The sequence below is a fragment of the Nioella sp. genome (assembly GCF_965215655.1).
Taxonomy (GTDB): Bacteria; Pseudomonadota; Alphaproteobacteria; order Rhodobacterales; family Rhodobacteraceae; genus Nioella.
Genome location: NZ_OZ244111.1, coordinates 998159 through 1019559, shown reverse-complemented (window position 1 = coordinate 1019559; position 21401 = coordinate 998159). Strand labels below are relative to the sequence as shown.

At 64.2% G+C, this 21401-nt stretch carries 25 protein-coding genes; 6 read left to right on the top strand and 19 right to left on the bottom strand.

Annotated features, from left to right (window positions below):
* Positions 1-61: 61 nt before the first annotated feature.
* Positions 62-1618 carry a trimethylamine methyltransferase family protein gene (locus ACOOEX_RS05240; protein WP_420397448.1) on the bottom strand — a complete coding sequence of 519 codons (1557 nt, stop codon included), beginning with the start codon at positions 1616-1618 and terminating at the stop codon, positions 62-64.
* A gap of 92 nt (positions 1619-1710) precedes the next feature.
* Positions 1711-2430: an HAD family hydrolase gene (locus ACOOEX_RS05235; protein ID WP_420397447.1), complete on the bottom strand. Its 720-nt coding sequence runs from the start codon at positions 2428-2430 to the stop codon at positions 1711-1713.
* Positions 2431-2535: 105 nt separating this feature from the next.
* On the opposite strand from ACOOEX_RS05235, the gene ACOOEX_RS05230 reads away from it, so the two are divergent.
* A complete protein-coding gene (locus ACOOEX_RS05230; protein ID WP_420397446.1) occupies positions 2536-2985 on the top strand; it encodes a MarR family winged helix-turn-helix transcriptional regulator in 450 nt (149 codons plus the stop codon).
* 11 nt (positions 2986-2996) lie between these two features.
* Here ACOOEX_RS05230 and ACOOEX_RS05225 read toward each other — a convergent pair whose 3' ends face one another.
* The gene (locus ACOOEX_RS05225) at positions 2997-3275 is read right to left on the bottom strand and encodes a DUF3572 domain-containing protein (protein WP_420397445.1); all 279 of its coding nucleotides are present in this window, start codon (positions 3273-3275) and stop codon (positions 2997-2999) included.
* A 91-nt stretch (positions 3276-3366) separates the two neighbouring features.
* Here ACOOEX_RS05225 and ACOOEX_RS05220 point away from each other — a divergent pair, with 91 nt between their 5' ends.
* The gene (locus ACOOEX_RS05220) at positions 3367-4734 is read left to right on the top strand and encodes a diguanylate cyclase (RefSeq protein WP_420397444.1); all 1368 of its coding nucleotides are present in this window, start codon (positions 3367-3369) and stop codon (positions 4732-4734) included.
* A gap of 328 nt (positions 4735-5062) precedes the next feature.
* On the opposite strand, the gene ACOOEX_RS05215 is transcribed toward ACOOEX_RS05220, so the two are convergent.
* The 4 genes from ACOOEX_RS05215 to ACOOEX_RS05200 form a co-directional block, all read right to left on the bottom strand.
* Positions 5063-5560, bottom strand: a complete 498-nt coding sequence (locus ACOOEX_RS05215; RefSeq protein ID WP_420397443.1) for a periplasmic heavy metal sensor — start codon at positions 5558-5560, stop codon at positions 5063-5065.
* Between the two features lie 3 nt (positions 5561-5563).
* Positions 5564-5911: a hypothetical protein gene (locus ACOOEX_RS05210; RefSeq protein WP_420397442.1), complete on the bottom strand. Its 348-nt coding sequence runs from the start codon at positions 5909-5911 to the stop codon at positions 5564-5566.
* Complete coding sequence (locus tag ACOOEX_RS05205; protein WP_420397441.1) at positions 5901-6485, bottom strand: RNA polymerase sigma factor; 585 nt, start codon at positions 6483-6485, stop codon at positions 5901-5903. The genes ACOOEX_RS05210 and ACOOEX_RS05205 overlap by 11 nt, the downstream gene beginning before the upstream one ends.
* Before the next feature lie 85 nt (positions 6486-6570).
* Complete coding sequence (locus tag ACOOEX_RS05200; RefSeq protein WP_420397440.1) at positions 6571-7107, bottom strand: EF-hand domain-containing protein; 537 nt, start codon at positions 7105-7107, stop codon at positions 6571-6573.
* A 167-nt stretch (positions 7108-7274) separates the two neighbouring features.
* Between ACOOEX_RS05200 and ACOOEX_RS05195 the strand changes: the two genes are divergently transcribed.
* On the top strand, positions 7275-7658 hold the full coding sequence (locus tag ACOOEX_RS05195; protein ID WP_420397439.1) for a DUF983 domain-containing protein: 384 nt from the start codon (positions 7275-7277) through the stop codon (positions 7656-7658).
* A 35-nt stretch (positions 7659-7693) separates the two neighbouring features.
* Complete coding sequence (locus tag ACOOEX_RS05190) at positions 7694-8323, top strand: NUDIX hydrolase (protein WP_420398326.1); 630 nt, start codon at positions 7694-7696, stop codon at positions 8321-8323.
* Positions 8324-8366: 43 nt separating this feature from the next.
* Here ACOOEX_RS05190 and ACOOEX_RS05185 read toward each other — a convergent pair whose 3' ends face one another.
* From ACOOEX_RS05185 to ACOOEX_RS05175, 3 genes are read right to left on the bottom strand one after another with little or no spacing between them, the layout of a single operon-like run.
* A complete protein-coding gene (locus tag ACOOEX_RS05185; RefSeq protein WP_420397438.1) occupies positions 8367-9299 on the bottom strand; it encodes an AEC family transporter in 933 nt (310 codons plus the stop codon).
* A gap of 3 nt (positions 9300-9302) precedes the next feature.
* On the bottom strand, positions 9303-10214 hold the full coding sequence (locus ACOOEX_RS05180) for an EamA family transporter (protein WP_420397437.1): 912 nt from the start codon (positions 10212-10214) through the stop codon (positions 9303-9305).
* Positions 10215-10254: 40 nt separating this feature from the next.
* Positions 10255-11136, bottom strand: a complete 882-nt coding sequence (locus tag ACOOEX_RS05175) for a fatty acid desaturase (RefSeq protein ID WP_420398325.1) — start codon at positions 11134-11136, stop codon at positions 10255-10257.
* Between the two features lie 112 nt (positions 11137-11248).
* Between ACOOEX_RS05175 and ACOOEX_RS05170 the strand changes: the two genes are divergently transcribed.
* Positions 11249-12106, top strand: coding sequence for a helix-turn-helix domain-containing protein (locus ACOOEX_RS05170; RefSeq protein ID WP_420397436.1), 858 nt, complete (start codon positions 11249-11251; stop codon positions 12104-12106).
* A 149-nt stretch (positions 12107-12255) separates the two neighbouring features.
* On the opposite strand, the gene fahA is transcribed toward ACOOEX_RS05170, so the two are convergent.
* The 8 genes from fahA to ACOOEX_RS05130 all read right to left on the bottom strand — a co-directional run bounded on the left by fahA (position 12256) and on the right by ACOOEX_RS05130 (position 19502).
* Positions 12256-13515, bottom strand: a complete 1260-nt coding sequence (fahA, locus tag ACOOEX_RS05165; RefSeq protein WP_420397435.1) for a fumarylacetoacetase — start codon at positions 13513-13515, stop codon at positions 12256-12258.
* A 7-nt stretch (positions 13516-13522) separates the two neighbouring features.
* Positions 13523-14155, bottom strand: a complete 633-nt coding sequence (maiA, locus tag ACOOEX_RS05160) for a maleylacetoacetate isomerase (protein WP_420397434.1) — start codon at positions 14153-14155, stop codon at positions 13523-13525.
* 63 nt (positions 14156-14218) lie between these two features.
* Positions 14219-15577, bottom strand: coding sequence for a homogentisate 1,2-dioxygenase (gene hmgA / locus ACOOEX_RS05155; protein ID WP_420397433.1), 1359 nt, complete (start codon positions 15575-15577; stop codon positions 14219-14221).
* A gap of 63 nt (positions 15578-15640) precedes the next feature.
* Positions 15641-16183 (bottom strand): VOC family protein, encoded by a 543-nt coding sequence (locus ACOOEX_RS05150; protein ID WP_420397432.1) that lies wholly within the window; start codon positions 16181-16183, stop codon positions 15641-15643.
* On the bottom strand, positions 16180-16386 hold the full coding sequence (locus ACOOEX_RS05145; protein WP_420397431.1) for a DUF2783 domain-containing protein: 207 nt from the start codon (positions 16384-16386) through the stop codon (positions 16180-16182). The genes ACOOEX_RS05150 and ACOOEX_RS05145 overlap by 4 nt, the downstream gene beginning before the upstream one ends.
* 4 nt (positions 16387-16390) lie before the next feature.
* Positions 16391-18007, bottom strand: a complete 1617-nt coding sequence (locus ACOOEX_RS05140) for an FAD-dependent oxidoreductase (protein ID WP_420397430.1) — start codon at positions 18005-18007, stop codon at positions 16391-16393.
* A gap of 22 nt (positions 18008-18029) precedes the next feature.
* Positions 18030-18545 carry a DinB family protein gene (locus ACOOEX_RS05135; protein ID WP_420397429.1) on the bottom strand — a complete coding sequence of 172 codons (516 nt, stop codon included), beginning with the start codon at positions 18543-18545 and terminating at the stop codon, positions 18030-18032.
* A gap of 6 nt (positions 18546-18551) precedes the next feature.
* Positions 18552-19502 carry an MBL fold metallo-hydrolase gene (locus ACOOEX_RS05130; RefSeq protein WP_420397428.1) on the bottom strand — a complete coding sequence of 317 codons (951 nt, stop codon included), beginning with the start codon at positions 19500-19502 and terminating at the stop codon, positions 18552-18554.
* 144 nt (positions 19503-19646) lie between these two features.
* On the opposite strand from ACOOEX_RS05130, the gene ACOOEX_RS05125 reads away from it, so the two are divergent.
* Positions 19647-20141 (top strand): MarR family winged helix-turn-helix transcriptional regulator, encoded by a 495-nt coding sequence (locus tag ACOOEX_RS05125; protein ID WP_420397427.1) that lies wholly within the window; start codon positions 19647-19649, stop codon positions 20139-20141.
* Positions 20142-20179: 38 nt separating this feature from the next.
* Here ACOOEX_RS05125 and ACOOEX_RS05120 read toward each other — a convergent pair whose 3' ends face one another.
* A complete protein-coding gene (locus ACOOEX_RS05120; protein WP_420397426.1) occupies positions 20180-21310 on the bottom strand; it encodes an aminotransferase class V-fold PLP-dependent enzyme in 1131 nt (376 codons plus the stop codon).
* Positions 21311-21401: the final 91 nt, after the last annotated feature.

The following is a 21401-nucleotide window of genomic DNA, read 5'->3' as shown; positions in this document are numbered from 1 at the left end:
AAGAGGTTAAGAAGCCGTTACTCAGGTCCCTCCCGCTCCGTCGGCAGGGAAAGCCATGATCTCAGAAATCGGTCGGCGCGCCGCCCTCGGCAATCCTGCGATCCACGAAGGCCCGCAATTCCTCCTTCACCGCCTCATCCATGGCCGGTGCTTCGAATTCCGCGATGATCTTCTTGTAGATCTTGTTGGCCCGCTCCGCCGTCCATGTGCCGCCATCCGCTTCCCAGGCCTCATAGTTGCGCCAATCGCTGGCGAAGGGGGAATAGAACGCGGTCTGATAGCGGTCCTGAGTGTGCTGCACGCCGAAGTAATGCCCACCCGGACCCACTTCGCGGATCGCGTCGATGGCGATATCCTCGTCCGCCGTCGCCCATAGCTGCGGCTCGAAATAACGCTGGATCATCTGCAAGACTTCGCAATCCATCACGAATTTCTCTGGGCTTGCGATCAGCCCGCCCTCCAGCCAACCAGCCGCATGATAGACCATGTTGGTGCCCGACTGCACCGCCGACCACAGCGAATGGCAGGTTTCCCACATCGCCTGACCGTCGGGCACGTTGGCCGCGCAGACGCCGCTGGCGCGCATCGGCAGCCCGTAGAACCGGGCCATCTGCCCGGTCATCTGCGTGGCGCGCATGTATTCCGGGGTGCCAAAGGCCGGTGCGCCCGATTTCATGTCCACATTCGAGGTAAACGTGCCGATCGCCACCGGGCATCCCGGCGCAATGAATTGCAGCAACGCAATAGCCGCAAGCCCCTCGGCCAGGCTCAGCGTCACGGCGCCCGACAGGGTCACCGGGGCCATGGCACCGGCCAGCGTGAAGGGCGTCACCACCACGCCCTGCCCCGCCTCGGCCAGGATCATCGCGCCTTCCAGCATCGGGAAGTCATGTTTCAGGGGCGAGACAGAGTTGATGTTGGTGTACATATGCGGCGTCGCGCGGAACTCTCCCTCCGTCAGCCCGCCCGCGATGCGCACCATCTCCATCACGTCCTCGACCCGTTCACGCCCGAGCGAATAGGCATGGGCCACCTTGTCGGTCAGCGTCAGCTTTTCATAGAGGCACTCCAGATGCCGGACGGACGCATGCACATCCACCGGCTCCGGCGCATAGCCGCCCGCGAAATGGATGCAGTTGAAATACTGGGTAAGCTTCAGAAATTCCTTGTAGGTCTCGAAATCTCCGGATCTCTTGCCGCGATCCATATCCCATGCATTGGGCGGCGAGGAGACATTTCCAAAGACGATGTGATTGCCACCGATAATCAGTTTCCGATCGGGATTGCGCGGGGTGATCGAGAATTGGTCGGGCGCGCGCGCCACCATTTCCATCACGAAATCCTCGTCCATCTTCACGTTTTCGCCCTCGACCTTGCAACCGGCACGGGCAAGATGGTCGCGTGCGACCGGGTTCAGGAACTCGATCCCGATCTCCGACAATATCCGCATGGCGCCCTTGTGGATCGCCTGAACCCCCTCGGGGGGCATCGGTTCGGTCGGGCGGTCAGGGTTGACCGGCAGGCGCCACGGCATCTGGTCGATGGCGGCATGTCCGGCACGGTCTGCGTGGCCGCGGCGTCCGCCGGCACGGCGGCGGCGGGGGGCGTCTTCGGTCATCGGGGCTCTCCAATCCTGTTGGCCCCAAATTGGCGTAGCACCCGCCCGCACAGTTTTCAGATAGCGACGGATTCCGATTCCGTTTGCGTCGTTTACGACGCGAGGTCGGTCGGCCTGAGGCGATTGTCGGGGTCCAGCAACCCTTCGAGGCCACCGATATCGGGCAGAACGTAATCCGCATGCGGCGCCAGAACCTCGGCCCCGGCCACCCCGGTCAGCACCCCGAGCGTGTGCATTCCCGCCGCGCGACCTGCATGCAGATCGTGCAGGCTGTCCCCGACCATCAGCACCTCGGCTGGCGACAGGCCAAGTGCATTGGCAAAGGCAAGGCACATGCCCGGCCCCGGCTTTGCACCATGACCGCTATCGGCGCCGCTGATGAAATCGAACCGGTCGAGCACATCTGACGCCGCAAGATGGGCCCGCGCGGTGGCTTCGGTGTCATTGGTGGCCACGCCCACCTTCAACCCTCGCGCCTTCAGCGCGTCCAGAAACGGGGCCAGAGGGACCGCCTCGCTCTGCGGGGCCTCGGCGGCGGCAAGGGCGATCCTCATCTTAAGCTCGGCCCTGCTGACACCCGGCAACTCCGGTTCCAGCGCCGACACGATGTCTTCGTCGGTCCCGGCAATCACGCAGCTGTCTTCGCGAAATCGCCCCGCATGCCAGTCAAAGCCCAGAACAGCCCCCAAATGCGCAGCGCGGGTCTCGTCCCCAGAGGCCGCATCGCGCAGAAATGTCATCGCCCAGGCCGACCAACTGACCTGGAAATCGAACAGGGTTCCGTCTTTGTCGAATAGGATTGCCGAAATCATTGAATTCCTCCCTCAGTAGTGAAATACTGCATGATGGAATAGTAATTGCCACCATGAAGTGTCTTGGAGTTGGCCGGACACTCTGTTTTTTTGTCTGGGGCTTTCATGGACGGACAGCGATTGAAATACGGGTTGCACGATAGCATCGGCTTTCACGCGTCATTTGCGGCGCGCCTTGTGGAGCGCAGGGTCGAAGACGGGCTGAGGCGTTTCGGCCTGACGCGGGTTGGCTGGTGCATCCTTCTGGCCGTTGCGGAAGAGGGGTTGAAGAACCCCTCCGATATCGCGGCCTTTGTCGGGATCGACCGCACCGCCACTTCCCGCGCCCTTCGCGCGCTGGAAACCGAGGGGTTGATCACCCGTGCCATCGGCAAGGAAGACCGTCGCATGACCGAGGTCAGCATGACCGACGCGGGCTATGACCGGATGATCCAGGCAGTTCCGATCTGCTCCGAGAACATGAACCACTTCAACGCCAAGCTCTCCGTCGAAGAACGCAGCGAGTTGAAGCGCCTGCTGGCCAAGCTTTGTGCCGGCGAAGGCGGAAGCGACTGACCGTTGGTCTCTCAGGTCCAGTTGGGCAAGTCTCCGCCGGGTAACATCTGGCGGACTTGGTAGAGCGTTTCGTAAGGCACCACCAGGTGATCGCAGACCGCGATCACCCAGGCATCGTCCATCAGCAGGAAATCGAGGACTGACGCCAGGAAAGCCGGGTCCTGTGCCCCCGCGCGCAGATCATCGGCCGAGACTCCGCTTGCCCCCTGAAAGACCGGCAGCAGATCGTCATTGCTGACCAGCCAGCCGAGCGCCAAAAGCGCAACTTCTTCTGCCCGAGTTGCATTCATATGCCCGCGAATCCCTCTCGTTAAAGGCTTTGTTAACCTTTCGGGAGCATGGATGAAGAAAGCCCCGAGATAAACAGTGGCGGAGCATAGGATGACAGGGCGCATACTGGTTGTGGACGATGTGGCCACCAATCGCATCGTGATGAAGGTCAAGCTGGCGGCGGCCTGCTATTCCGTGCTCCAAGCCGATTGCGGGCAGGCCGCGCTGCGCCTTGCGAAATCGGAACAGCCGGACCTGATCCTGCTGGACGTGATGATGCCTGACATCAGCGGGGTCAGCGTCTGCGAACAGCTCAAGTCCGACCCCGACACCGCCGATATCCCCGTGATCCTCGTGACCGCGCTGGCCGACCGTGACAGCAAGATGCAGGGGCTTTTGCACGGCGCCGATGACTTCCTGTCGAAACCGGTCGACGAGGTCACGCTGCTGGCCCGAGTCCGGTCGTTGCTGCGCGCCCATGAGATCCAGCGCGAATTGCGCCTGCGGGAAGACTCCTATGCCGGACTCGGCTTTGCGGAACCCGCCCCGGCCTATGAAATGCCGGGCAAGGTGGCGCTGGTCGCCCCTGACGCGGTCACCGGCCTGGCCTGGAAGCGCGCCCTGGCCCCCCGGCTGAGTGAACATCTGATCGTGATGCCGCGCGAACGGGTGCTTCAGGCCCGCGACACCGGCAGCGCTCCGGATGTCTTCGTCATCGCCGCGGACCTCACCATGCGCAACGAGGGGCTGCGCCTGCTCTCCGACCTGCGCTCGCGCCCCGCGACCCGCCATGCCGCAGCCCTGACCGTCCTGCCCCGCAATGACCGCGAACGCGGGGCCGTGGCGCTCGATCTCGGCGCTGGCGACATCCTCTACGACCCCATCGACCCGGAGGAACTGGCCGTCCGCATCCAGACCCAGTTGCGCCGCAAGCGCCAGTCCGACCGGCTACGCGCCACCGTCGAAGCGGGTCTGGAACTGGCCGTGACCGACAGCCTCACTGGTTTGCACAACCGCCGTTTTGCACTCAAACGGCTCGACCGGATGTTGCAGGAGCCGGGCCGCGGGGTCGCGGTGATGATGCTCGATCTCGATCACTTCAAGGCCGTGAATGACCGCCATGGCCACGCGGCGGGCGATGCGGTGCTGTCATCGGTGGCCAAGCGCCTGCGCGCGGTGCTGCGCCCGCAGGATCTTCTGGCCCGCCTCGGCGGAGAGGAATTCCTCGTGGCCCTGCAAGACACGGACGCCGCCGCGGCCCTGCACTGCGCCGAACGGCTGCGCGAGGCCATCGGTGGCAGCCCGATCGGCATTGACGGCCCGGCCCGCGCGATTGCCGTCACGATGAGCGTCGGACTAACCATCACCGAGCAATCCGGCGATCCGGCGGAACAGCTGATCCAGAAGGCCGACATGGCGCTCTACGGGTCCAAATCGGACGGCCGAAATCTCGTAACGCTCTCGGCCTCGGCGGCCTGACGCGGATCGGGACGGTCAGGTTGAACAGGGCGTCGCCGATCGCCTCCGCCCGAAGAAGGTGGCCGCAGTCACGCAAGGAAGGAAGCCGGGCTCCGAAACGCCGAAAGCGGCCGTGACCGGGCCAGACAAGACGCATCCCCCCTTTCATCTTGGCAAAAATACCTCCGCCGGAGGCGTCCCGCACTGACATCCGTATGGCCAGCACCCCTGCAGAGCCGACCGTGCCACATATCCGTGGCAACGCGTCCCGTCGAGGCCTCCGGCGCAAGCCGGGGGTTGAGACGGGACGCTCCCGGATCGACGCCGGCAGGCGGCGAAACGGCAGGGGTTACCGGCGATCGTCGCGATGACGCTCCAGCGATTGGCGCAATCGGGCGGCGAATTCCGCCCGTGCGGCAGGTGACATCCGTTCCAGCTGCTCCATCAGCGCCCCATGCCCGCGCTCCTGCAGCCCGCGCACGTGGTCGCGCTGCTGCGCCAGCGCCGCTGCGGTGGCCTCGCGGTCGAACGGATCGGCCTCCACCGCCGTCACGAAGGCGAGCGTCGCGGCCAAAAGCGCCTCGCGCTCTGCCCGCAGCTGCACCCGGTCCTGGCTCACGCGGGCCACGATCTGGCTGCGGTCCTCCCGCTCCAGGGCCCGGCCAAGCGGGCCAAGACCAAGCGTGCGCACAAGGTCCATCCGGTCGCGGATCGAGCCGTCGGGCCGCCCGTTCAACAGGGCCCCGCCAATCGCGCCCAGAATCAGCAGGTTAACCGCCAGGCTCAGCCCCAGGGCAATCTTGATCCCCCGGCGTGTGCGTGGCTTGGCTTGGGTGGGTTCCGTCATCTCCTATCCCCCTTCGCCGGGCAGCAGATAGGCCAGCCCCGGCATCAGATCGTCCTGCGTCACCAGCCCCAGTTCGGACAGCTGCCCGCCCAGGACCGTGTCAACCGTGTCCGGCGCGTAGAATCCGATCAGAAGTCCCGCCGTGGTGGCGGCCACCAGGCCCCCTGCGCCGAACCAGCCGCCGATTCCGGACAGCAGGCCCGACATCCAACCGCCCCCCGAAGGCGCGGCTCGCGTCGCCGCCCCGGACTGCACGGCTGCCGCATCGGCCAGCACCCGGGCCACCAGATCGTCGCCCGGCACCTCGGCCTTGCGGGCAGCCGCAAAGAGATCGTCCAGCTCATGTGTCATACCCAAGGGCCTCCTTCTGTCCGGCCAGCGCCTGAGCCAGCGCGCGTTTGCCCCGCGCGGTCAGGCTTTCGACGGCCTCGACGCTAATCTCCAGCGCGTCGGCGATTTCGGGGTTCGCAAGCCCCTCGATATGGCGCAGCACCACCGCCTGGCGCTGCCGTTCCGGCAGTCGGGCCAGCGCCGCATCCAGAGCCGCCATGCGGCCGGCCTGCACCATTTGTTCCTCTGCGCCGGGCCGATCATCCTCGGGCTCGGCGCTTTCGTCCAGCCCCACGGCGCGTCCCGACCGGCGCAACCGGTCCACGGTCAGGTTCGCCACCACCTTGTAGAGCCAGGTCGAAGGCTTGGCGCCCCCGGACTGCCAGTTTGCCGCCGCGCGCCAGAGCCGCAGCATCGCCTCCTGCGCCACATCCTCGGCCTCGGCCCGGTCGCCCAGAACCCGGGCAGCATGGCTCAGGGCCCGGGGCAGCAGGCGGGCGGTCAGAACACGGGCCGCTGCCGGTTCGCCATTGGCAAACAGCACCATCAGGGCATCGTCCTGAAGCTGGTCCAGATCGGCATCCAACGGCTCCATTCTCCTGTCGTAGCCCGCCTGCGCAGTTGAGGAAAGAGCGACCGGGGAAAGGCCGCTCGTTCCCGTGTCATGATCGATTGTGCGATCAGCCTTCGTCAGACTGACCCCACCGCCAACCGTGGCCCTCGCCGCCACCATGGCGCCCCTGGCCGCCCATGCCGCCGCGGCGCTGCATCATGTTGGCCGCCGCGGTCTCGAATTCCTCGGCACTCACCACGCCGTCACCGTCTTCATCCATGCGGCTGAACAGACGCTCCGGCCCGGGGCCACGGGGGCGCATGTCGTCAAGCTCATTGGCGCTCAGTAGGCCGTCTTCATTGTCGTCGAACCGCTCGAACCGGCGGTCGATGCTCTCTTCCACCCGGCCCATGGCCGCCGCGATCATCTCATCCCGGCTGAGGCTGCCATCTCCATCGGTGTCGGCCTCGGCAAAGCGGGCGTCGCGATGCGCCAGCATCTCTTCCAGCGTCAGCTCGCCATTGCCATCGGCATCGAGCTCGGTGAAGCTCGGGCGTTCCATGTCGCCGCCGCGTCCGCCCGGCCCCATGGCCGCCACGGGAAGGGCCAGCGCAAGGCCAACGGGAATGAGAACGCTCAGCATCAGGGCTTTCTTGGTCGACATCTGCAATCTCCTTTTTCATGCCTGTCTGACCTTTGAACGGGGCAGGTCGCAGTTTCCGTCGCAAAAAGTTTCACAGCCAGTTTGCCGCGCCCCGGTGGGGTTTAGATTGTTGCGCGGCAGGATTAGATATGGAACCAATCCAAGGATCCGCGCATGAGGAGGCCACCATGGCCACGGAAACGATTACCGCCGAGTTGGAAGAGCGTCCCTTCTGGCCCGCCGTCCGCAAGGGCTGGCGCAGGCGCTGCCCGCAATGCGGCGAAGGCCACGTATTGCAAGGCTATCTCAAGCTGAAAGACAGCTGCGAGCATTGTGATCTCGATCTGACCAAGACGCGCGCCGATGATGGCCCGGCCTATCTGACAATCCTGATCGTGGGCCACCTGATGGTGGCGGGCATGCTCCACGTCTATATGGCCTACCGTCCCAGCCCGATGGAGATGCTGGCCATCTTCGGCTTTGGCACCGTGGCGCTGTCGCTGTTTCTGCTGCCGCGCTTCAAGGGGGTCTTCGTGGGCATCCAGTGGGCGAAAAGGATGCACGGGCTGTGACCGATACCCCGATCCGCGATGCCGCCACCATCATCATGGTGCGCGATGCAGCAACACGCCCGCGCGTGCTGATGGGCCAACGCGGACATGGTGCGGTCTTCATGCCATCGAAATTCGTCTTTCCCGGCGGTGCGGTGGATGCGGTGGATGCGGAAATTCCGGTCGCCAACCCGGCGGGCACGGAGTGTCTGCGGCGACTGGCCAATCAAAGCGCGACCGCGCCCGAGGCTCTGCTGAATGCCGCCACGCGAGAGTTGTGGGAAGAAACGGGGCTGCTTCTGGGGGCCGAAGACCCGCGCGCGGGGCAGATCGAAGCACCCCGGGGCTGGCGTGGATACCTGCGGACCGGTCATCTGCCCGATGGCAATGCGCTGAGCTTCGTCTTCCGGGCCATCACCCCGCCGGGCCGCCCGCGCCGGTTCGATGCGCGGTTCTTCCTGGCCGAGGCCGAAAGGCTGGCCAATGACCCCGATGACTTCAGCAAGGCCGAGGATGAGCTGAGCCACCTGCAATGGGTGCCGCTGGACGAGGTGCGCAAGTTCGACATGCCGTTCATCACCGAGGTGGTGCTGGCCGAAACGAGCGCCATCCTGAACGGCACCGACCAGCCGGGTGTGCCGTTCTTCAACAATCTCGACGAAATCAGCCGGTTCGAACGGTTGTGAGTGGCAAGCCGCTTTCAAGGGCCTCAAGGGCCCTTCCCGCGCCCTAGCCCGGCAGGAACAGCCATTCCCCGATCGCGATCCAGATCGGCATGGCGGCGAAACTCAGCAAGGTCTGCACGGTGATCATCGCGGCCATCAGCGGCGCATCGCCCCCCAGTTGCCGCGCCAGCGTATAGGCCGCCACGCCTGTGGGCAGCGCCCCGTAGATCAGCAGCACCTGCGCCTGCAACGACTCCACCCCGAGCGCCATGGCAATGGCCAGCACCACGGCGGGGAACACGACCAGCTTACCCACGGCCGACAGTGCAATCGGCACCGCATCCCCAGACAGCCCGCGCAGTTTCAGGTTCGCCCCCACGCAGAGCAGCATGATCGGCAGCGCCGCCGCCCCGAGCACCGACAGCGTGTCATGCAGCACCGGCAGCCCGCCGAACCCCAACCGATTGGCCAGCAGCCCCGCAAGGATCGACAGGATCAGCGGGTTGGTTGCCAGCCCCTTCAGGGCCGACAGAACAGGCCGCGCGCCCGGCCGCGGCGCGTAAAGAGCAAAGAGACTCACCACCGTCAGGTTCACCACCGGTACCAGCGCCGCCGCCGCCAGTACCGCGATCTGCAGGGCAGGCGCGCCGTAAAGCGCCTCGGCCACCGCCAGCGCGATGAAGGTGTTGAACCGCCCCACCCCTTGCAGAAGCGACGTTACCACCGCCCCGTCGCGCCGGATCAGCCAGCCCACGAAAACGCCATATCCAATCGCCGCGAAGAAGGCCGCATAAAGCACGGTGGCCAGCGTCGCGAGGGTCTCGCCCGACAGCTCCGCCGTGGAAATCCGCACGTAGAACAGGGCCGGCATCAGCAGAAAGTAAACAAGCCGGTCATTGAGGTTCCAGAACTCCGCCGACGGGATCCCGCCCCGGCGCAGCACGTAGCCCAGGCAGATCAGCACGAAGACCGGCGCGATGCTGAGAACGATGTCCATCGGTCAGAACGCCCCCCAGATGATCAGCAAGAGGCTCAGCACGATCAGTGCCGCGCCGCCCAGTTCCTTGGCCGAGGACCGCTCCTTCAGCCAGAAGATCGAGAATAGGAAGGTGAACAGCAGCTCCACCTGCCCCACGGCCTTCACATAGGCCGCGCTTTGCAGGGTGAAGGCGGTGAACCAGCCAAGTGAGCCCAGCATCGAGGTCAGCCCGACCAGCCCCGACACGCGCCAGCTGGACAGAACGTGCCCGATCTCTTCCCGGTCGCGCCAGTAGAGCCAGGCGCCAAGCGCCAGGGCCTGTACCATCGTCGCCGCCGACAGGGTGAAGGACGCGCGCAGGAAGACGGACCCATCGGCCAGGGCAAGGGACGCGCCCCGATAGCCCACGGCGGAGACGCTGAAGAGCAGCCCCGACAGCAGGCCATAGCCCGAGGCCACATTGAACAGCCGCGCCCGCCAGGGCAGGGCCACGTCCCCCTTGGGCGGGTCCGACAGCAAAACCACACCCGCGAAGCCGAACCCGATGGCCACGACGACCGGCAGGGACACCGCTTCGCCCAGGACCACCAGCCCGACCAGCGCGGTCAGGATGACCTCGGTCTTCTTCAGGGTGATGCCGACCGCGAAATTGCGCCGCGCAAACAGGGCCACCACGCACATGGTCGCCACGATCTGCGCCAGCCCACCAGACAGGATGAAGGCCCAGAACCGCGGGTTGGTGGCGGGCAGGTCCTGCCCCGTGGCGGAGGAAACCGCCAGCACGATCACCAGAACCATCGGTGCGGAATAGAGAAACCGCGCCCATGTCGCGCCCGCGGTGGACAGGCTCGTGACCTTCAGATGCCGTTGCAGCAGGAACCGCAGGTTCTGCATGAAGGCAGCAAGGATCGTGACGGGTATCCAGAGGGGCATGTCGCTTCATGCGCCCACCCCCTCGGCTTGGCAAGTCGATTCAGTCGCGCGGCCACAGCGGATGCGGCACCGGATCCTTGGCGCGCAGGAAATGCCGACGGAAGATCTGCCCATAGCTGCGATAGCGATAGCCATCGTTGCGGCTCAGGTACTTGTCCCGATTGGCGAAATAGAGCCCCGGCAGCCGATACCAGGGCGTGCGCGGATGCATATGGTGCACGACGTGGAAATTGTTGTTGAGGAAGAGGAAGGCCAGCAGTCCCCGATCTTCGACGATCACCGTGCGCCCGCGCACCTTCTCATGGGCCTGATGTTCCAGGAAGGTGCGGATCTTGAGCACCGCAAGCCCCGCGTAGCAGGCCAGCAGATAGGCCCAGACCGGCACCACGGACAGGCTGACGATCCACAGGATCAAGGCCATCATCGCCCCATGCCCCAGCCATGACATCAGCACCCGCCGGTTGCCCGCCCGGATCTGCCGCAGGTCGCCCGCCATGAAGGTCACCTGTCCGATCAGCGGCCCCAGCACCATCCGGCCAAGGAGCGTGTTGTTGGCCCGCAGCAGCGCCCGCACCGGTCCTGCCAGCCGTCCCCAGACCGCAGGGTCCAGATAGTTGCTTTCGGGGTCGTCATAGGGATCGGTCAGGGTGCTGTCCAAATGATGCGACAGGTGGGTATCGCGGAAACGGCCATAGGGAATGGCAAGGTTCAGCGAGGCATAGACCAGCGCCGCCCCCCATCTGCGCCCCGGAAACGGGTGGCCATGAATGACCTCGTGCTGAAGAGAGCTTTGCAGGGCAATGGACAGGATCAGCGCCAGAAAGGCCAGCGGCATCCAGATCGCGGGGAGCCAGAACAGCCCCGCCACCCAAACCGCATAACATGCCAATATCAGCCCAAGCGTCGGCCATTCGACCCGCATCATCGTCCCCTTCACTCTTTGGTGCTTGCCTCAACCTCCTATCAGGGCTTGCTTTTTCAAGGCAGTCAGGGAATTCTCCACAATAATTCAACATTGCTGAAAATATCCAACGATGCGCTCTATTATCAACAAACTGGATCGCGCCGCCCTGTTCCGAACCCGCCTGGCCGAGGCGATGGAGCAGTCGGGCACCAGCCGCGCAGCCCTGGCACGATCCGCAGGCGTGGACAGATCGACCGTGACGCAATTGCTGTCGGAAGCGGATGCACGCATGCCCGGCGGCCATCTCGTGGCAGCCTGCGCCGAGACGCTCTCGGTCTCGACCGACTGGCTTCTGGGCCTGTCCGACCGCCCCGAGGCCAGCGCAGACCTGCTCACCGCCACCCTGACCGAGGCCGAACGGGCCACCTCCGCCGATGACCAGATCTTTGCCTGGCACCAGGAGGCAGCAGGCTACAAGATCCGCCATGTGCCCGCCACCCTGCCCGACATGCTCAAGACCCGCGCGGTGATGGAATGGGAATATGCCGGCACGATGAACCGCAGCCCCGGTCAGGCCATCGCCGTGGCCGAGGCGCGGCTGGACTGGATGCGCGCATCGGAAAGCGACTACGAGATTGCCCTGCCGCTGCACGAGATGCGCAGCTTTGCCGAGGGAACCGGCTACTACGCCGACCTTCCCGCCGGGGTCCGCCGTGAACAGATCGACTGGATCCTCTCGGTCCATGATCAGCTCTACCCGACGCTGCGGCTGTTCCTCTACGACGCGGCAAGGGTCTATTCCGCACCGATCACCATCTTCGGCCCGAAACTCGCCGCGATCTATCTTGGCCGCTACTACGTGGCGTTCCGGGACCGCGACCGGGTGCGCGCCCTGACCCGCCATTTCGACTGGCTGGTGCGCGAGGCAAGCCATACGGCCCGCGACCTGACCCCGGTGCTGTCAGACCTCCGCGACCGCATGACCTGACATTTCATCTTGGTCAAAATACCTCTGGGGAGTCGCCTGCAAGGCGACGGGGGCAGAGCCCCCAAAAACCCGCTTGCAAGCGCGGTCCCGCGCGACCCGCAGGGTCGCGCCACGGGTCGACCTGCCAAAGGCAGGGCGAAACTGCTGTGCTACCGGCTGTAAGGATCTGTCAACGCGGGCAGGACGGTGCCCGCGCAGGCCCCGAAGCCGATGCGATATCCCGCGCCCTTCGCCGCCCCCAGCAAGGTCAGCGTGTCGCCATCCTCCAGAAAGCTCCGTTCCTCGCCAGTATCCAGCGTCAATGGCTCCTTGCCGCCCCAGCTCAGCTCCAGAAGCGACCCGCGTTCCGCCTTCTCCGGCCCAGAGATCGTTCCCGATCCAAGCAGATCCCCCACCCGCATCGGACAGCCGGAGGTCGTGTGATGGGCCAGTTGCTGCGCGGCGGAATAGTACATCTGCCGGTAATTGGTTTCCGCGATCACGCTCGGGGCCTGTCGCGCCGGGGCCAGGGTTACCATCAGGTCGATATCATAGAGCATCGGCCCCGGTTCCCGCAGATGCGGCAGCAGCTCCTTTTCGCGCTCGGGGGTCGAGGCCCGGAACGGCTCCAACGCGGCCTTGGTGACGATCCACGGGGAAATGGAGGTGGCCGTCGCCTTGGCCTGAAACGGCCCGAGCGGTTGATATTCCCAGGCCTGGATATCCCGCGCCGACCAATCGTTCAGCAGCACATAGCCGAAGATCATGTCATCGGCCTCCTGCACCGTGACCGGCCCGTCGGAGGCAACGCCCACGATCGCCCCCATCTCCAGTTCCAGATCGAAACGCTTGCAGGGGGCAAAGACCGGCGCCTCCATATCAGGCCCCTTCAACTGCCCCCAGGGGCGGCGCACATCCGTGCCCGAGACCACGACGGAAGAGGCCCGCCCGTTATAGCCGATAGGGATATGCAACCAGTTCGGCGGCAGCGCGTTTTTCGGCCCGCGGAACATGGTGCCCACATTCGTCGCGTGATGTTTACCCGCATAGAAATCGGTGTATTCCGACACCGCGAAGGGCATGTGCATCCGCGCTTCGTCCATCGGGTGCAGGAAGGGCTCCACCCGCTGGCGCAGGGTCGATCCCTGCGACAGCAGGGCCATCAGGGCGCCCCGGAACCCGGCCCATCCTTCCGGCCCAAGCCCCATGAAGGCATTCCAGGAAGGATCCGAGAAGACCGGCGGATCGCCCGCTGACAGGATGCCATTGGTCTCCAGTGCTGCTACGTCGAGGATCATGTCGCCAATGGCGACCCCGCAGCGGGGGCCGGTGCCCTCGGTCGAGAACACCCCATAAGGCAGGTTGTTCAGGGGAAAATCGGTCTCGGGGTCATTGGCGCTGTCGACCCAGCTTTTGCGCAATCCGGTCATGCGGTCCTCATTCGGCGTCGGGTTGGGTTTCCGGTCGCGCCGCATCGAAGGCCGGAAGGGCCAGCGCGGCGCGCTCGATGTCGAGCAGGCGGGGGAAGCGGGACAGGTCCACCCCCCACCGGTGGGCGTTGTAAAGCTGCGGGATCAGGCAGATATCGGCCCATGTGGGCGCATCACCAAAGCAGAAGCGGCCTTCCGGCGCGATCAGTGCCTCAAAGGCCGCGAAGTTGCGGTCCATGAAATGCACCATCCAGTCGATCCCGCCCTGCTGATCCGCGCCATAGGCGGCTTTGAGATGCCCCACAACGCCCACATTTGTCACCGGCTGCGTGTCCATGGCGATGACATGGGCAGCGGCCAGAACCCGGGCACGGGCGAGAGGTGCTGTTGGCAGAAGGGGTGGCTCGGGGCAAACGGCTTCCAGATAGTCCAGAATGGCCAGCGACTGGACCAGTTCAGTCCCATCGTCCAGCACCAGCACCGGCACGAAACCGGACGGATTATGCGCCAGGTAGGAGAGATCGCGCTGTTCCCCTTTCACCAGGTGGACAGGGATACTCTCCCACGCCAATCCCTTCAGGCCAAGCGCGATGCGCACCCGGTAGGAACAGCTGGACCGCCAATAGGTGTAGAGCTTCATCTCGTCTCCGCGAAACTTTCTTCGAAGAAAGTTCCCAAGAATTTTCGAAAATTCTTGGTCACCCTACTTCACCCCCGGCGTGCCGTCGAACTTCTTTTCCAGGCTCTCCCAACAGTCGATATAGTCGTCCTGCAAGGGGGCCTCCTTGGCCGCGAAGGCCGTCAGATGCTGCGGGAAGCGGGTTTCGAACATGAAGCTCATGGTGTTGTCCAGCTTCTCCGCCTTGAGCTCCGCGTTTGAAGCGCCTTCGAAGGCGCTTTTGTCCGGCCCGTGCGGCAGCATCATGTTGTGCAAGGACATGCCGCCCGGAACGAAGCCCTGCGGCTTCGCATCATATTGGCCGTAGATATTGCCCATCAGCTCCGACATGACGTTCTTGTGGTACCAGGGTGGGCGGAACGTATCCTCCGCCACCATCCAGCGTTCGCGGAAGAGGACGAAGTCGATATTGGCCGTGCCTTCCACGCCCGAGGGCGCGGTCAACACGGTGAAGATCGACGGGTCGGGGTGATCGAACAGAATCGCGCCAACCGGGCAATAGGTGGTCAGGTCATATTTCACCGGCGCGTAGTTGCCGTGCCAAGCGACCACGTCCAGCGGGCTGTGCCCGATCCTCGTCTCGTGGAACTGCCCGCACCACTTGATGGTCAGGGTCGAGGGCACTTCGCGGTCTTCGAAGGCGGCCACGGGCGTCTTGAAATCGCGCCGGTTTGCCATGCAGTTCGCGCCGATGGGGCCACGCCCCGGCAGGTCGAATTTCTGGCCGTAGTTTTCGCAGACGAAGCCCCGGCAGGGGCCTTCCAGCACTTCGACACGATAGACCAGCCCGCGCGGCAGGATGGCAATCTCCTTGGGCTCCAGGTCGATCACACCGAGTTCCGTGCAGAAGCGCAGCCGCCCCTCCTGCGGCACGATCAGCAATTCGCTGTCGGCGGAGTAGAAATAGGCGTCCTGCATCGACTCGGTCACCAGGTAGATATGGCTCGCCATGCCCACCTGCGTGTTCACGTCGCCCGCCGTTGTCATCGTCCGCATGCCGGTCAGCCATGTCAGGCCAGCGTCGGAATGGGGCACCGGATCCCACCGGTATTGGCCAAGCGAGATCACGTCCGGGTCCACATGCGGGGCGGATTTCCAATAGGGCAGCTCGATCTTGCGATAGCGCCCCGAATGCTTCACAGACGGACGGATGCGATAGCACCAGGTCCGTTCGTTCTGGTGGCTTGGCGCGGTGAAGGCCGTGCCAGACAGCTGCTCGCCATAAAGCCCGTAATTGCATTTCTGTGGGCTGTTCATGCCCTGCGGCAGCGCTCCGGGCAGCGCCTCAGTTTCGAAATCATTCCCGAAACCCGGCATGTATTGCAGTTCATTGGGACGGGTCGCCGCCGTCACCATGCCTTTGGGCAGATCATGGGTGGTCATCGCGCGTTTCCTTTTGCATTAGAACCGGGGCCGGTCCTCTCCCCCCTGCCCCGGTCCTGAAATTCAGGCCTTGTTCAGCTCCTTGGCATGGAGCCAGGCGGCATGCTGCGGGGCTTTCTTGGTCCGCGACCATTCCTCCAGCATGTCCCATTTCACTTCGTCCATGCGCTTGAGCAGCGCCTCCTCCTCCGGGTCCGGGCAGGCCAGCTCGATCCGGTGGCCGTTGGGATCGAAGAAATAGATCGAATGGAAGATGGAATGGTCGGTGACGCCCAGAACCTCGACGCCATTGGCTTCCAGATGCTCCTTGAACGCAAGCAGCTCATCGCGGTCCTTCACCTTGAAGGCGATATGCTGCACCCAGATGGGCGTGTTCGGGTCGCGACCCATCTCGGGCTTCGTCGGCAGCTCGAAGAAGGCCAGAACGTTGCCGTTCCCCGCATCCATGAAGATATGCATGTAAGGATCGGGTTCGTGGGTCGAGGGCACGTGGTCCTCTGCAATCGCCAGCACGAAATCCATCTTGAGCATCTTGTTGTACCACTCGACGGTCTCCTTCGCATCCTTGCAGCGATAGGCGACGTGGTGAATCTGTTCGATCTTCATGCGGCGTCCTCCTTGGACAGAGCGGCGGCTTTCAGGGCGTCGCTCAGGATCGCCCGTTCGCCGATGTGATTGGCCAGCACCAGCACCAGCCTTGCGTTCAGTGCATCGCTTTCGGCTTTGCTCAGGCCCTCGTGCGTGGCCAGAAGCTCGGCGTAGAAATCATCCGCGCCGGGAATGTTGGGGGTCAGGATCAGGTCGGACATGGGCTCACTCCTTGCCGATGGCGCGTTTCAGCGCGGTTTCCACGGCGGCGGCGTCATAGGCGGACCAGCGGGCGGCGACATGCTGGTCGGGGCGGATCAGGTAGACAGCGCTTGCCGCGTCGCCCAGGTAGCGTTCCGTGACCTCCGGCGTGGCTTCCAGTGCAAGGCGATGAACGCTCAGCCCCTCCGTCTCCAGATTTTCCGGCGCATCCGTACCAATGGTCAGCAGCGTGAAGCGTCCCCCCAGATGCGGCAGCAGGTAACCGTCACCCAACGGAGCATCCGCGCAAGGGCTGCCAGGGCGCGAGCGTGCCGGGCCACCTTGTAGCGCGTCGGGCGTATTGAGGGGCGAGCCGTCATAGGTGCAGGGCACGCTGAGGCGGCCGGAATTCACCAAGGGTCGGGCAAAGGCATAGTGCTCGGACAGGTCCAGAACCGCGTCGCGCAACACCCGGCTCATCTCCGACTTCGGCGTGATGAAATCGGTGGAGCGGGAAGAATTCAGGATGTTCTCATCCGCGCCATGCACCCGCTCGACATCATAGCTGTCCAGCAGGCTTTCGGGCGCGATGCCGTCGATCACAAGCTTCAGCTTCCAGCCCAGATTGTCGGTATCCTGAAGCCCGGAATTGGCCCCACGTGCGCCGAACGGCGAAACCTGATGCGCGGAATCGCCCGCGAAAATCACCCGGCCATGACGGAACTTCTCCATCCGGCGGCACTGGAAGGTGTAGATCGAGACCCATTCCAGCTCGAATTTCACCTCCTCGCCTAGCATCGCCTTCAGCCGCGGGATGACGTTTTCCGGCTTCTTTTCCTCGTCCTTGTCGATGTCCCAGCCAAGCTGCAGGTCAATCCGCCAGACCCCATCGGGCTGCTTGTGCAGAAGCGCCGACTGCCCCCGGTTGAAGGGCGGGTCGAACCAGAACCAACGTTCGGTCGGGAACTCGGCCTCCATGATCACATCGGCGATCAGGAAGTTGTCCTCGAACACACGCCCCACGAAATCGAGCCCCATCATCGCCCGCGTGGGCGAGCCCGCACCGTCGCAAGCGATCAGCCAGTCGGCCTCCAGCGTGTAGTCGCCGTCGGGCGTGTCCACGATCAGGCTGACATGGTCGCCCCGGTCCTTCACCGAAAGCACCTTGTTCAGCCCCCGGATTTCAATGGGTGCACCTTCGGCCTGCATCGCACGGACGCGGTTCACCATGTATTCTTCGAAGTAATACTGCTGAAGGTTGATGAAGGCGGGAAATTCATGCCCCTCCTCCGGCAGCAGGTTGAACTCGTACACCTGCCGCTCATCGAAGAAGACCTTGCCAAGCTGCCATTCGACGCCCTTGGCGACCATCTCCTGCCCGCAGCCGAGCCGGTCGAGGATCTCCAGCGGCCGCTTGGCAAAGCAGATCGCGCGGCTGCCGAAACTGACCTTGTCATTGTCATCGAGAACGACGACCTCCACCCCCTGCTGCGCCAGATCAATCGCCGCGCCAAGACCGATGGGCCCTGCCCCGATCACCGCCACCTTGTGGCGCACGGGCGCGTCGGCATCCTGATCGGGGGACCGTTCATAGGCATAGAGCGGCACCTCGAAAATCTTCTTGTCCGTCATCTGGTTCATTTCTCCCCCTCCTCCGCGAGGATCATGTCCAATAGGCAGCGGCGCTTGGCACGCGGCCATAGTCCAGGTGAAAATCGTCAAGCTGAGGCGGCGCGATCCCCGCGTCATGCACCATCGTATGGGCCTGCCCCCGGTGGTGTATCTGGTGCTGGAACAGGTGCAGCAGCAGCGCGCCGACCTTTTCCGTCACCATGCCGTCGCGCCGCTCCGTCGCCCGGTCTTCGTCCAGCATCTGCGGTGTCAGACCCTGACAGAAGCGCGCCAGCCGCAGGTCCACCCCGGCCTGAGCCTTCGCCAGCTCCGCCACCGACGCGATCTCTTCCCGCTCATAAACCGACCGGCCTCGGCCACCCGCCTCCAGCGCATCCAGGTAGTAGAGATCGACCTCGTAGATATGGTTGAGCGTGGCCTTCAGCGACGGAAAAAACCCCGGGCGCTCTGCCGCGAAATCCTCCGCCGACAGCCCCGCAATCGCCCCGTAGAGCGTCGCATTCGCCCAGGCGTTATTGAGGGCCATGGTCAGAAACGGATCGCGCATCGCGGCTTACCCCTGAAGGGCCTCCCACATTTCCAGATCGCGCTGCGCCGTCCAGATGCGCGGCGTGTCGATGCCGCGGGCCTCGTCATAGGCGCGGGCGACGTTGAAGGGCAGGCAATGTTCGTAGATCGCATAGTCCCCGAATTTGGGGTCGCATTCCGCGCGCACCGAGTCCCAGGCCTCTTTCAGGCTGCCGCCACGCGCCGCGACACGGGCCGCCGGGCGATAGGTCGACTCCACGAAATCGCGGGTGTTCTCGATGGCCGCATTCACCATCTCCTTGCCGACCAGCGCATCGCCACGCCCCGGCGCGATGGCATCCACGTCGAACCACTTGATCGCGTCCAGCGTGTCGCCCCAGTCGGAAAAATGCCCGTCGCCGCAATAGCAGGCCGAGTGGTATTCGACGATGTCACCGGTGAACATGACATTCTGATCGGGAACATGAATCACCGCATCGCCGGCCGTATGGGCGCGGCCCAGATGCATGATATCGACCCGGCGATTGCCGAGATAAACGGTCATCGCATCGGAAAAGGTCGTGGTGGGCCAGGTCAGGCCCGGAATGCTTTCATGCCCTTCGAACAGGCGCGGGAAGCGCTGGAACTCGCTGTCCCAGTCCTCCTGCCCGCGTTCGACGACCATGGAACGGGCGGTGTCAGACATAATGATTTGACCGGCGCCATAGGCCGAGGCCCCGAGCACCCGCACCGCGTGATAATGCGTCAGCACAAGGTGGCTGATCGGCTTGTCGGTCACGCCGCGCACGCAGTCTATGACCTTGTTGGCCAGGCGCGGCGTCGCCTGCGCCTCGACGATCATGACGCTCTCATCGCCGATGATGACCCCGGAGTTGGGGTCGCCCTCGGCGGTGAAGGCCCAAAGCCCCTCGCCCACTTCCGTGAAGGAAATCTTCTTTTCCGACATGTCCCCCTGGGACGCGAATGCCTTCGCCATATCCTGTCTCTCCCCGTGTGTTCGCGCGTCTGACGGTGCGGCCCCGTGACCCTTCCCGTCGGTCCTTGGTTCTGGTATCGTTGCAATTGCAACAAATGTCAACGCCGTTGCAACTGCAACGAATTATCGGGGAAAACCGGACAGATGGCGAGCGGAGACTTCATGCTGGCAGAATTCCTGCCCTACCGAATCGCGGTCCTGTCCGAGCGTATCAGCCGCCGCCTGTCGCTGATCTACGGGGCCGAGGCGGGCATCAGCATTGCCGAATGGCGGGTGATGGTGCATCTGGCGCGCTGCCGAGAGGTCTCGGTGCGCGAAATTCATAACTGCGTGAACCTTGACAAGCCACGCGTCAGCCGCGCCGTCAGCCGCCTGACCGAGGCAGGACTCGTCGCCAAGACCGGCAGCGCCACGGATCAGCGCCTGCTCTCGATCTCTTTGACCGAAGAAGGACAGGGCCTTTTGGCCCGCATTCTGCCCCCGGCGCAGGCCTATGAACGCCGCCTGCTGCATGCCCTGTCGCCCGAGGAACAGGCGATGCTGGCCACGATCATGGAAAAGCTGCACCGGGTCATGGACACGGAACCCGACGCCCGGCCCCGCTCCCGCCTCGACCTGCCCCGCGACGCGGCAGAATAGCACCCGCCGTCATACGGAACAGGCCGGAAAAGGACAGTTCAGCCAATGGCGCTGTCGAGCGCGTTTTCCAACCGGGCCACGGTCGCATCCACGTCATAGAGCTTGTCGAGGCCGAACAATCCCAGCCGGAAGGTGGAAAACCCTTGCGGCTCGTCCACCTGCAACGGAACCCCCGCCGCGATCTGCACGCCCTGGGCACTGAACTTGGACCCGTTCTGAATGCCCGGATCATCGGTATAGCTCACCACCACGCCCGGCGCGCCGAACCCCTCCGCCGCGACCGAGCGAATGCCGCGCGCCGCGAGCAGGGCCCGCACCTTGGTCCCCAGTTCCCACTGTGCATCGCGCAGACGCTCGGTGCCATAGTCCAGTGTCTCGGCCATAGTGTCGCGGAAGGCCTTCAGCCCATCCGTGGGCATCGTCGCGTGATAGGCATGACCGCCGCCCTCATAGGCCGCCATGATCGACCGCCATTTCTTCAGATCCACGGCAAAGCTGCTGCTCTCGGTTTCCTCCATCCGCGTCAGCGCCCGCTGCGACAACATCACCAGCCCCGCGCAGGGGGTGGAGGACCAGCCCTTCTGCGGGGCCGAGATCAGAACATCCACCCCGGTTGCCTTCATATCGACCCAGGCACAGCCCGAAGCGATGCAGTCCAGCACCATCAGCGCGCCCACCTCATGGGCTGCCTCCGCCAGCGCCGACACATAGTCATCGGGCAGAATGATCCCCGAGGAGGTTTCCACATGCGGGGCAAACACCACCGCAGGCTTTTCGGCGTGGATGCGCGCCACGACCTCGTCAATCGGGGCCGGTGCAAAGGGCGCTGTCGCCTCATTCCCGGTCTGGCGGGCCTTCATCACCACGGTTTCCGCCGCGATCTGCCCCGCGTCGACAATCTGCGACCAGCGGAACGAGAACCAGCCGTTCCTGACCACCAGCACCTTCTGTCCGGTTGCGAACTGCCGCGCCACGGCCTCCATCCCATAGGTGCCGCCGCCCGGCACCAGGGCCGTTGCATCGGCATTGTAGACCTGCTTCAGCCCCGCATCGATATCACGCATGATCTGCTGGAACTGCTTCGACATATGATTGAGCGACCGGTCAGTGAAGACCACCGAAAACTCCAGCAACCCATCAGGATCGACGGTCTCAAGCAATGCGGACATGAAAGCCTCCCTTTCGCGGCATATTCCTTCTTCTTTGTCCAAATACCCATGATCCGACGCAAAACGCCAGCGGAGGTTTCACCATTGAAGC

Bases quoted from the DNA above. Each gene is read 5' to 3' on its own strand.
- ACOOEX_RS05240 (WP_420397448.1), bottom strand. From the start codon at position 1,618: ATGACCGAAGACGCCCCCCGCCGCCGCCGTGCCGGCGGACGCCGCGGC.
- ACOOEX_RS05235 (WP_420397447.1), bottom strand. From the start codon at position 2,430: ATGATTTCGGCAATCCTATTCGACAAAGACGGAACCCTGTTCGATTTC.
- ACOOEX_RS05150 (WP_420397432.1), bottom strand. From the start codon at position 16,183: ATGAAGATCGAACAGATTCACCACGTCGCCTATCGCTGCAAGGATGCG.
- ACOOEX_RS05130 (WP_420397428.1), bottom strand. From the start codon at position 19,502: ATGGCGAAGGCATTCGCGTCCCAGGGGGACATGTCGGAAAAGAAGATT.
- ACOOEX_RS05135 (WP_420397429.1), bottom strand. From the start codon at position 18,545: ATGCGCGATCCGTTTCTGACCATGGCCCTCAATAACGCCTGGGCGAAT.
- ACOOEX_RS05185 (WP_420397438.1), bottom strand. From the start codon at position 9,299: ATGGACATCGTTCTCAGCATCGCGCCGGTCTTCGTGCTGATCTGCCTG.
- ACOOEX_RS05225 (WP_420397445.1), bottom strand. From the start codon at position 3,275: ATGAATGCAACTCGGGCAGAAGAAGTTGCGCTTTTGGCGCTCGGCTGG.
- ACOOEX_RS05215 (WP_420397443.1), bottom strand. From the start codon at position 5,560: ATGACGGAACCCACCCAAGCCAAGCCACGCACACGCCGGGGGATCAAG.
- hmgA (WP_420397433.1), bottom strand. From the start codon at position 15,577: ATGACCACCCATGATCTGCCCAAAGGCATGGTGACGGCGGCGACCCGT.
- ACOOEX_RS05205 (WP_420397441.1), bottom strand. From the start codon at position 6,485: ATGGAGCCGTTGGATGCCGATCTGGACCAGCTTCAGGACGATGCCCTG.
- ACOOEX_RS05220 (WP_420397444.1), top strand. From the start codon at position 3,367: ATGACAGGGCGCATACTGGTTGTGGACGATGTGGCCACCAATCGCATC.
- ACOOEX_RS05120 (WP_420397426.1), bottom strand. From the start codon at position 21,310: ATGTCCGCATTGCTTGAGACCGTCGATCCTGATGGGTTGCTGGAGTTT.
- ACOOEX_RS05195 (WP_420397439.1), top strand. From the start codon at position 7,275: ATGGCCACGGAAACGATTACCGCCGAGTTGGAAGAGCGTCCCTTCTGG.
- ACOOEX_RS05230 (WP_420397446.1), top strand. From the start codon at position 2,536: ATGGACGGACAGCGATTGAAATACGGGTTGCACGATAGCATCGGCTTT.
- ACOOEX_RS05145 (WP_420397431.1), bottom strand. From the start codon at position 16,386: ATGTCCGACCTGATCCTGACCCCCAACATTCCCGGCGCGGATGATTTC.
- ACOOEX_RS05175 (WP_420398325.1), bottom strand. From the start codon at position 11,136: ATGCGGGTCGAATGGCCGACGCTTGGGCTGATATTGGCATGTTATGCG.
- ACOOEX_RS05125 (WP_420397427.1), top strand. From the start codon at position 19,647: ATGGCGAGCGGAGACTTCATGCTGGCAGAATTCCTGCCCTACCGAATC.
- ACOOEX_RS05170 (WP_420397436.1), top strand. From the start codon at position 11,249: ATGCGCTCTATTATCAACAAACTGGATCGCGCCGCCCTGTTCCGAACC.
- ACOOEX_RS05180 (WP_420397437.1), bottom strand. From the start codon at position 10,214: ATGCCCCTCTGGATACCCGTCACGATCCTTGCTGCCTTCATGCAGAAC.
- fahA (WP_420397435.1), bottom strand. From the start codon at position 13,515: ATGACCGGATTGCGCAAAAGCTGGGTCGACAGCGCCAATGACCCCGAG.
- ACOOEX_RS05200 (WP_420397440.1), bottom strand. From the start codon at position 7,107: ATGTCGACCAAGAAAGCCCTGATGCTGAGCGTTCTCATTCCCGTTGGC.
- ACOOEX_RS05190 (WP_420398326.1), top strand. From the start codon at position 7,694: ATGGTGCGCGATGCAGCAACACGCCCGCGCGTGCTGATGGGCCAACGC.
- ACOOEX_RS05140 (WP_420397430.1), bottom strand. From the start codon at position 18,007: ATGAACCAGATGACGGACAAGAAGATTTTCGAGGTGCCGCTCTATGCC.
- maiA (WP_420397434.1), bottom strand. From the start codon at position 14,155: ATGAAGCTCTACACCTATTGGCGGTCCAGCTGTTCCTACCGGGTGCGC.
- ACOOEX_RS05210 (WP_420397442.1), bottom strand. From the start codon at position 5,911: ATGACACATGAGCTGGACGATCTCTTTGCGGCTGCCCGCAAGGCCGAG.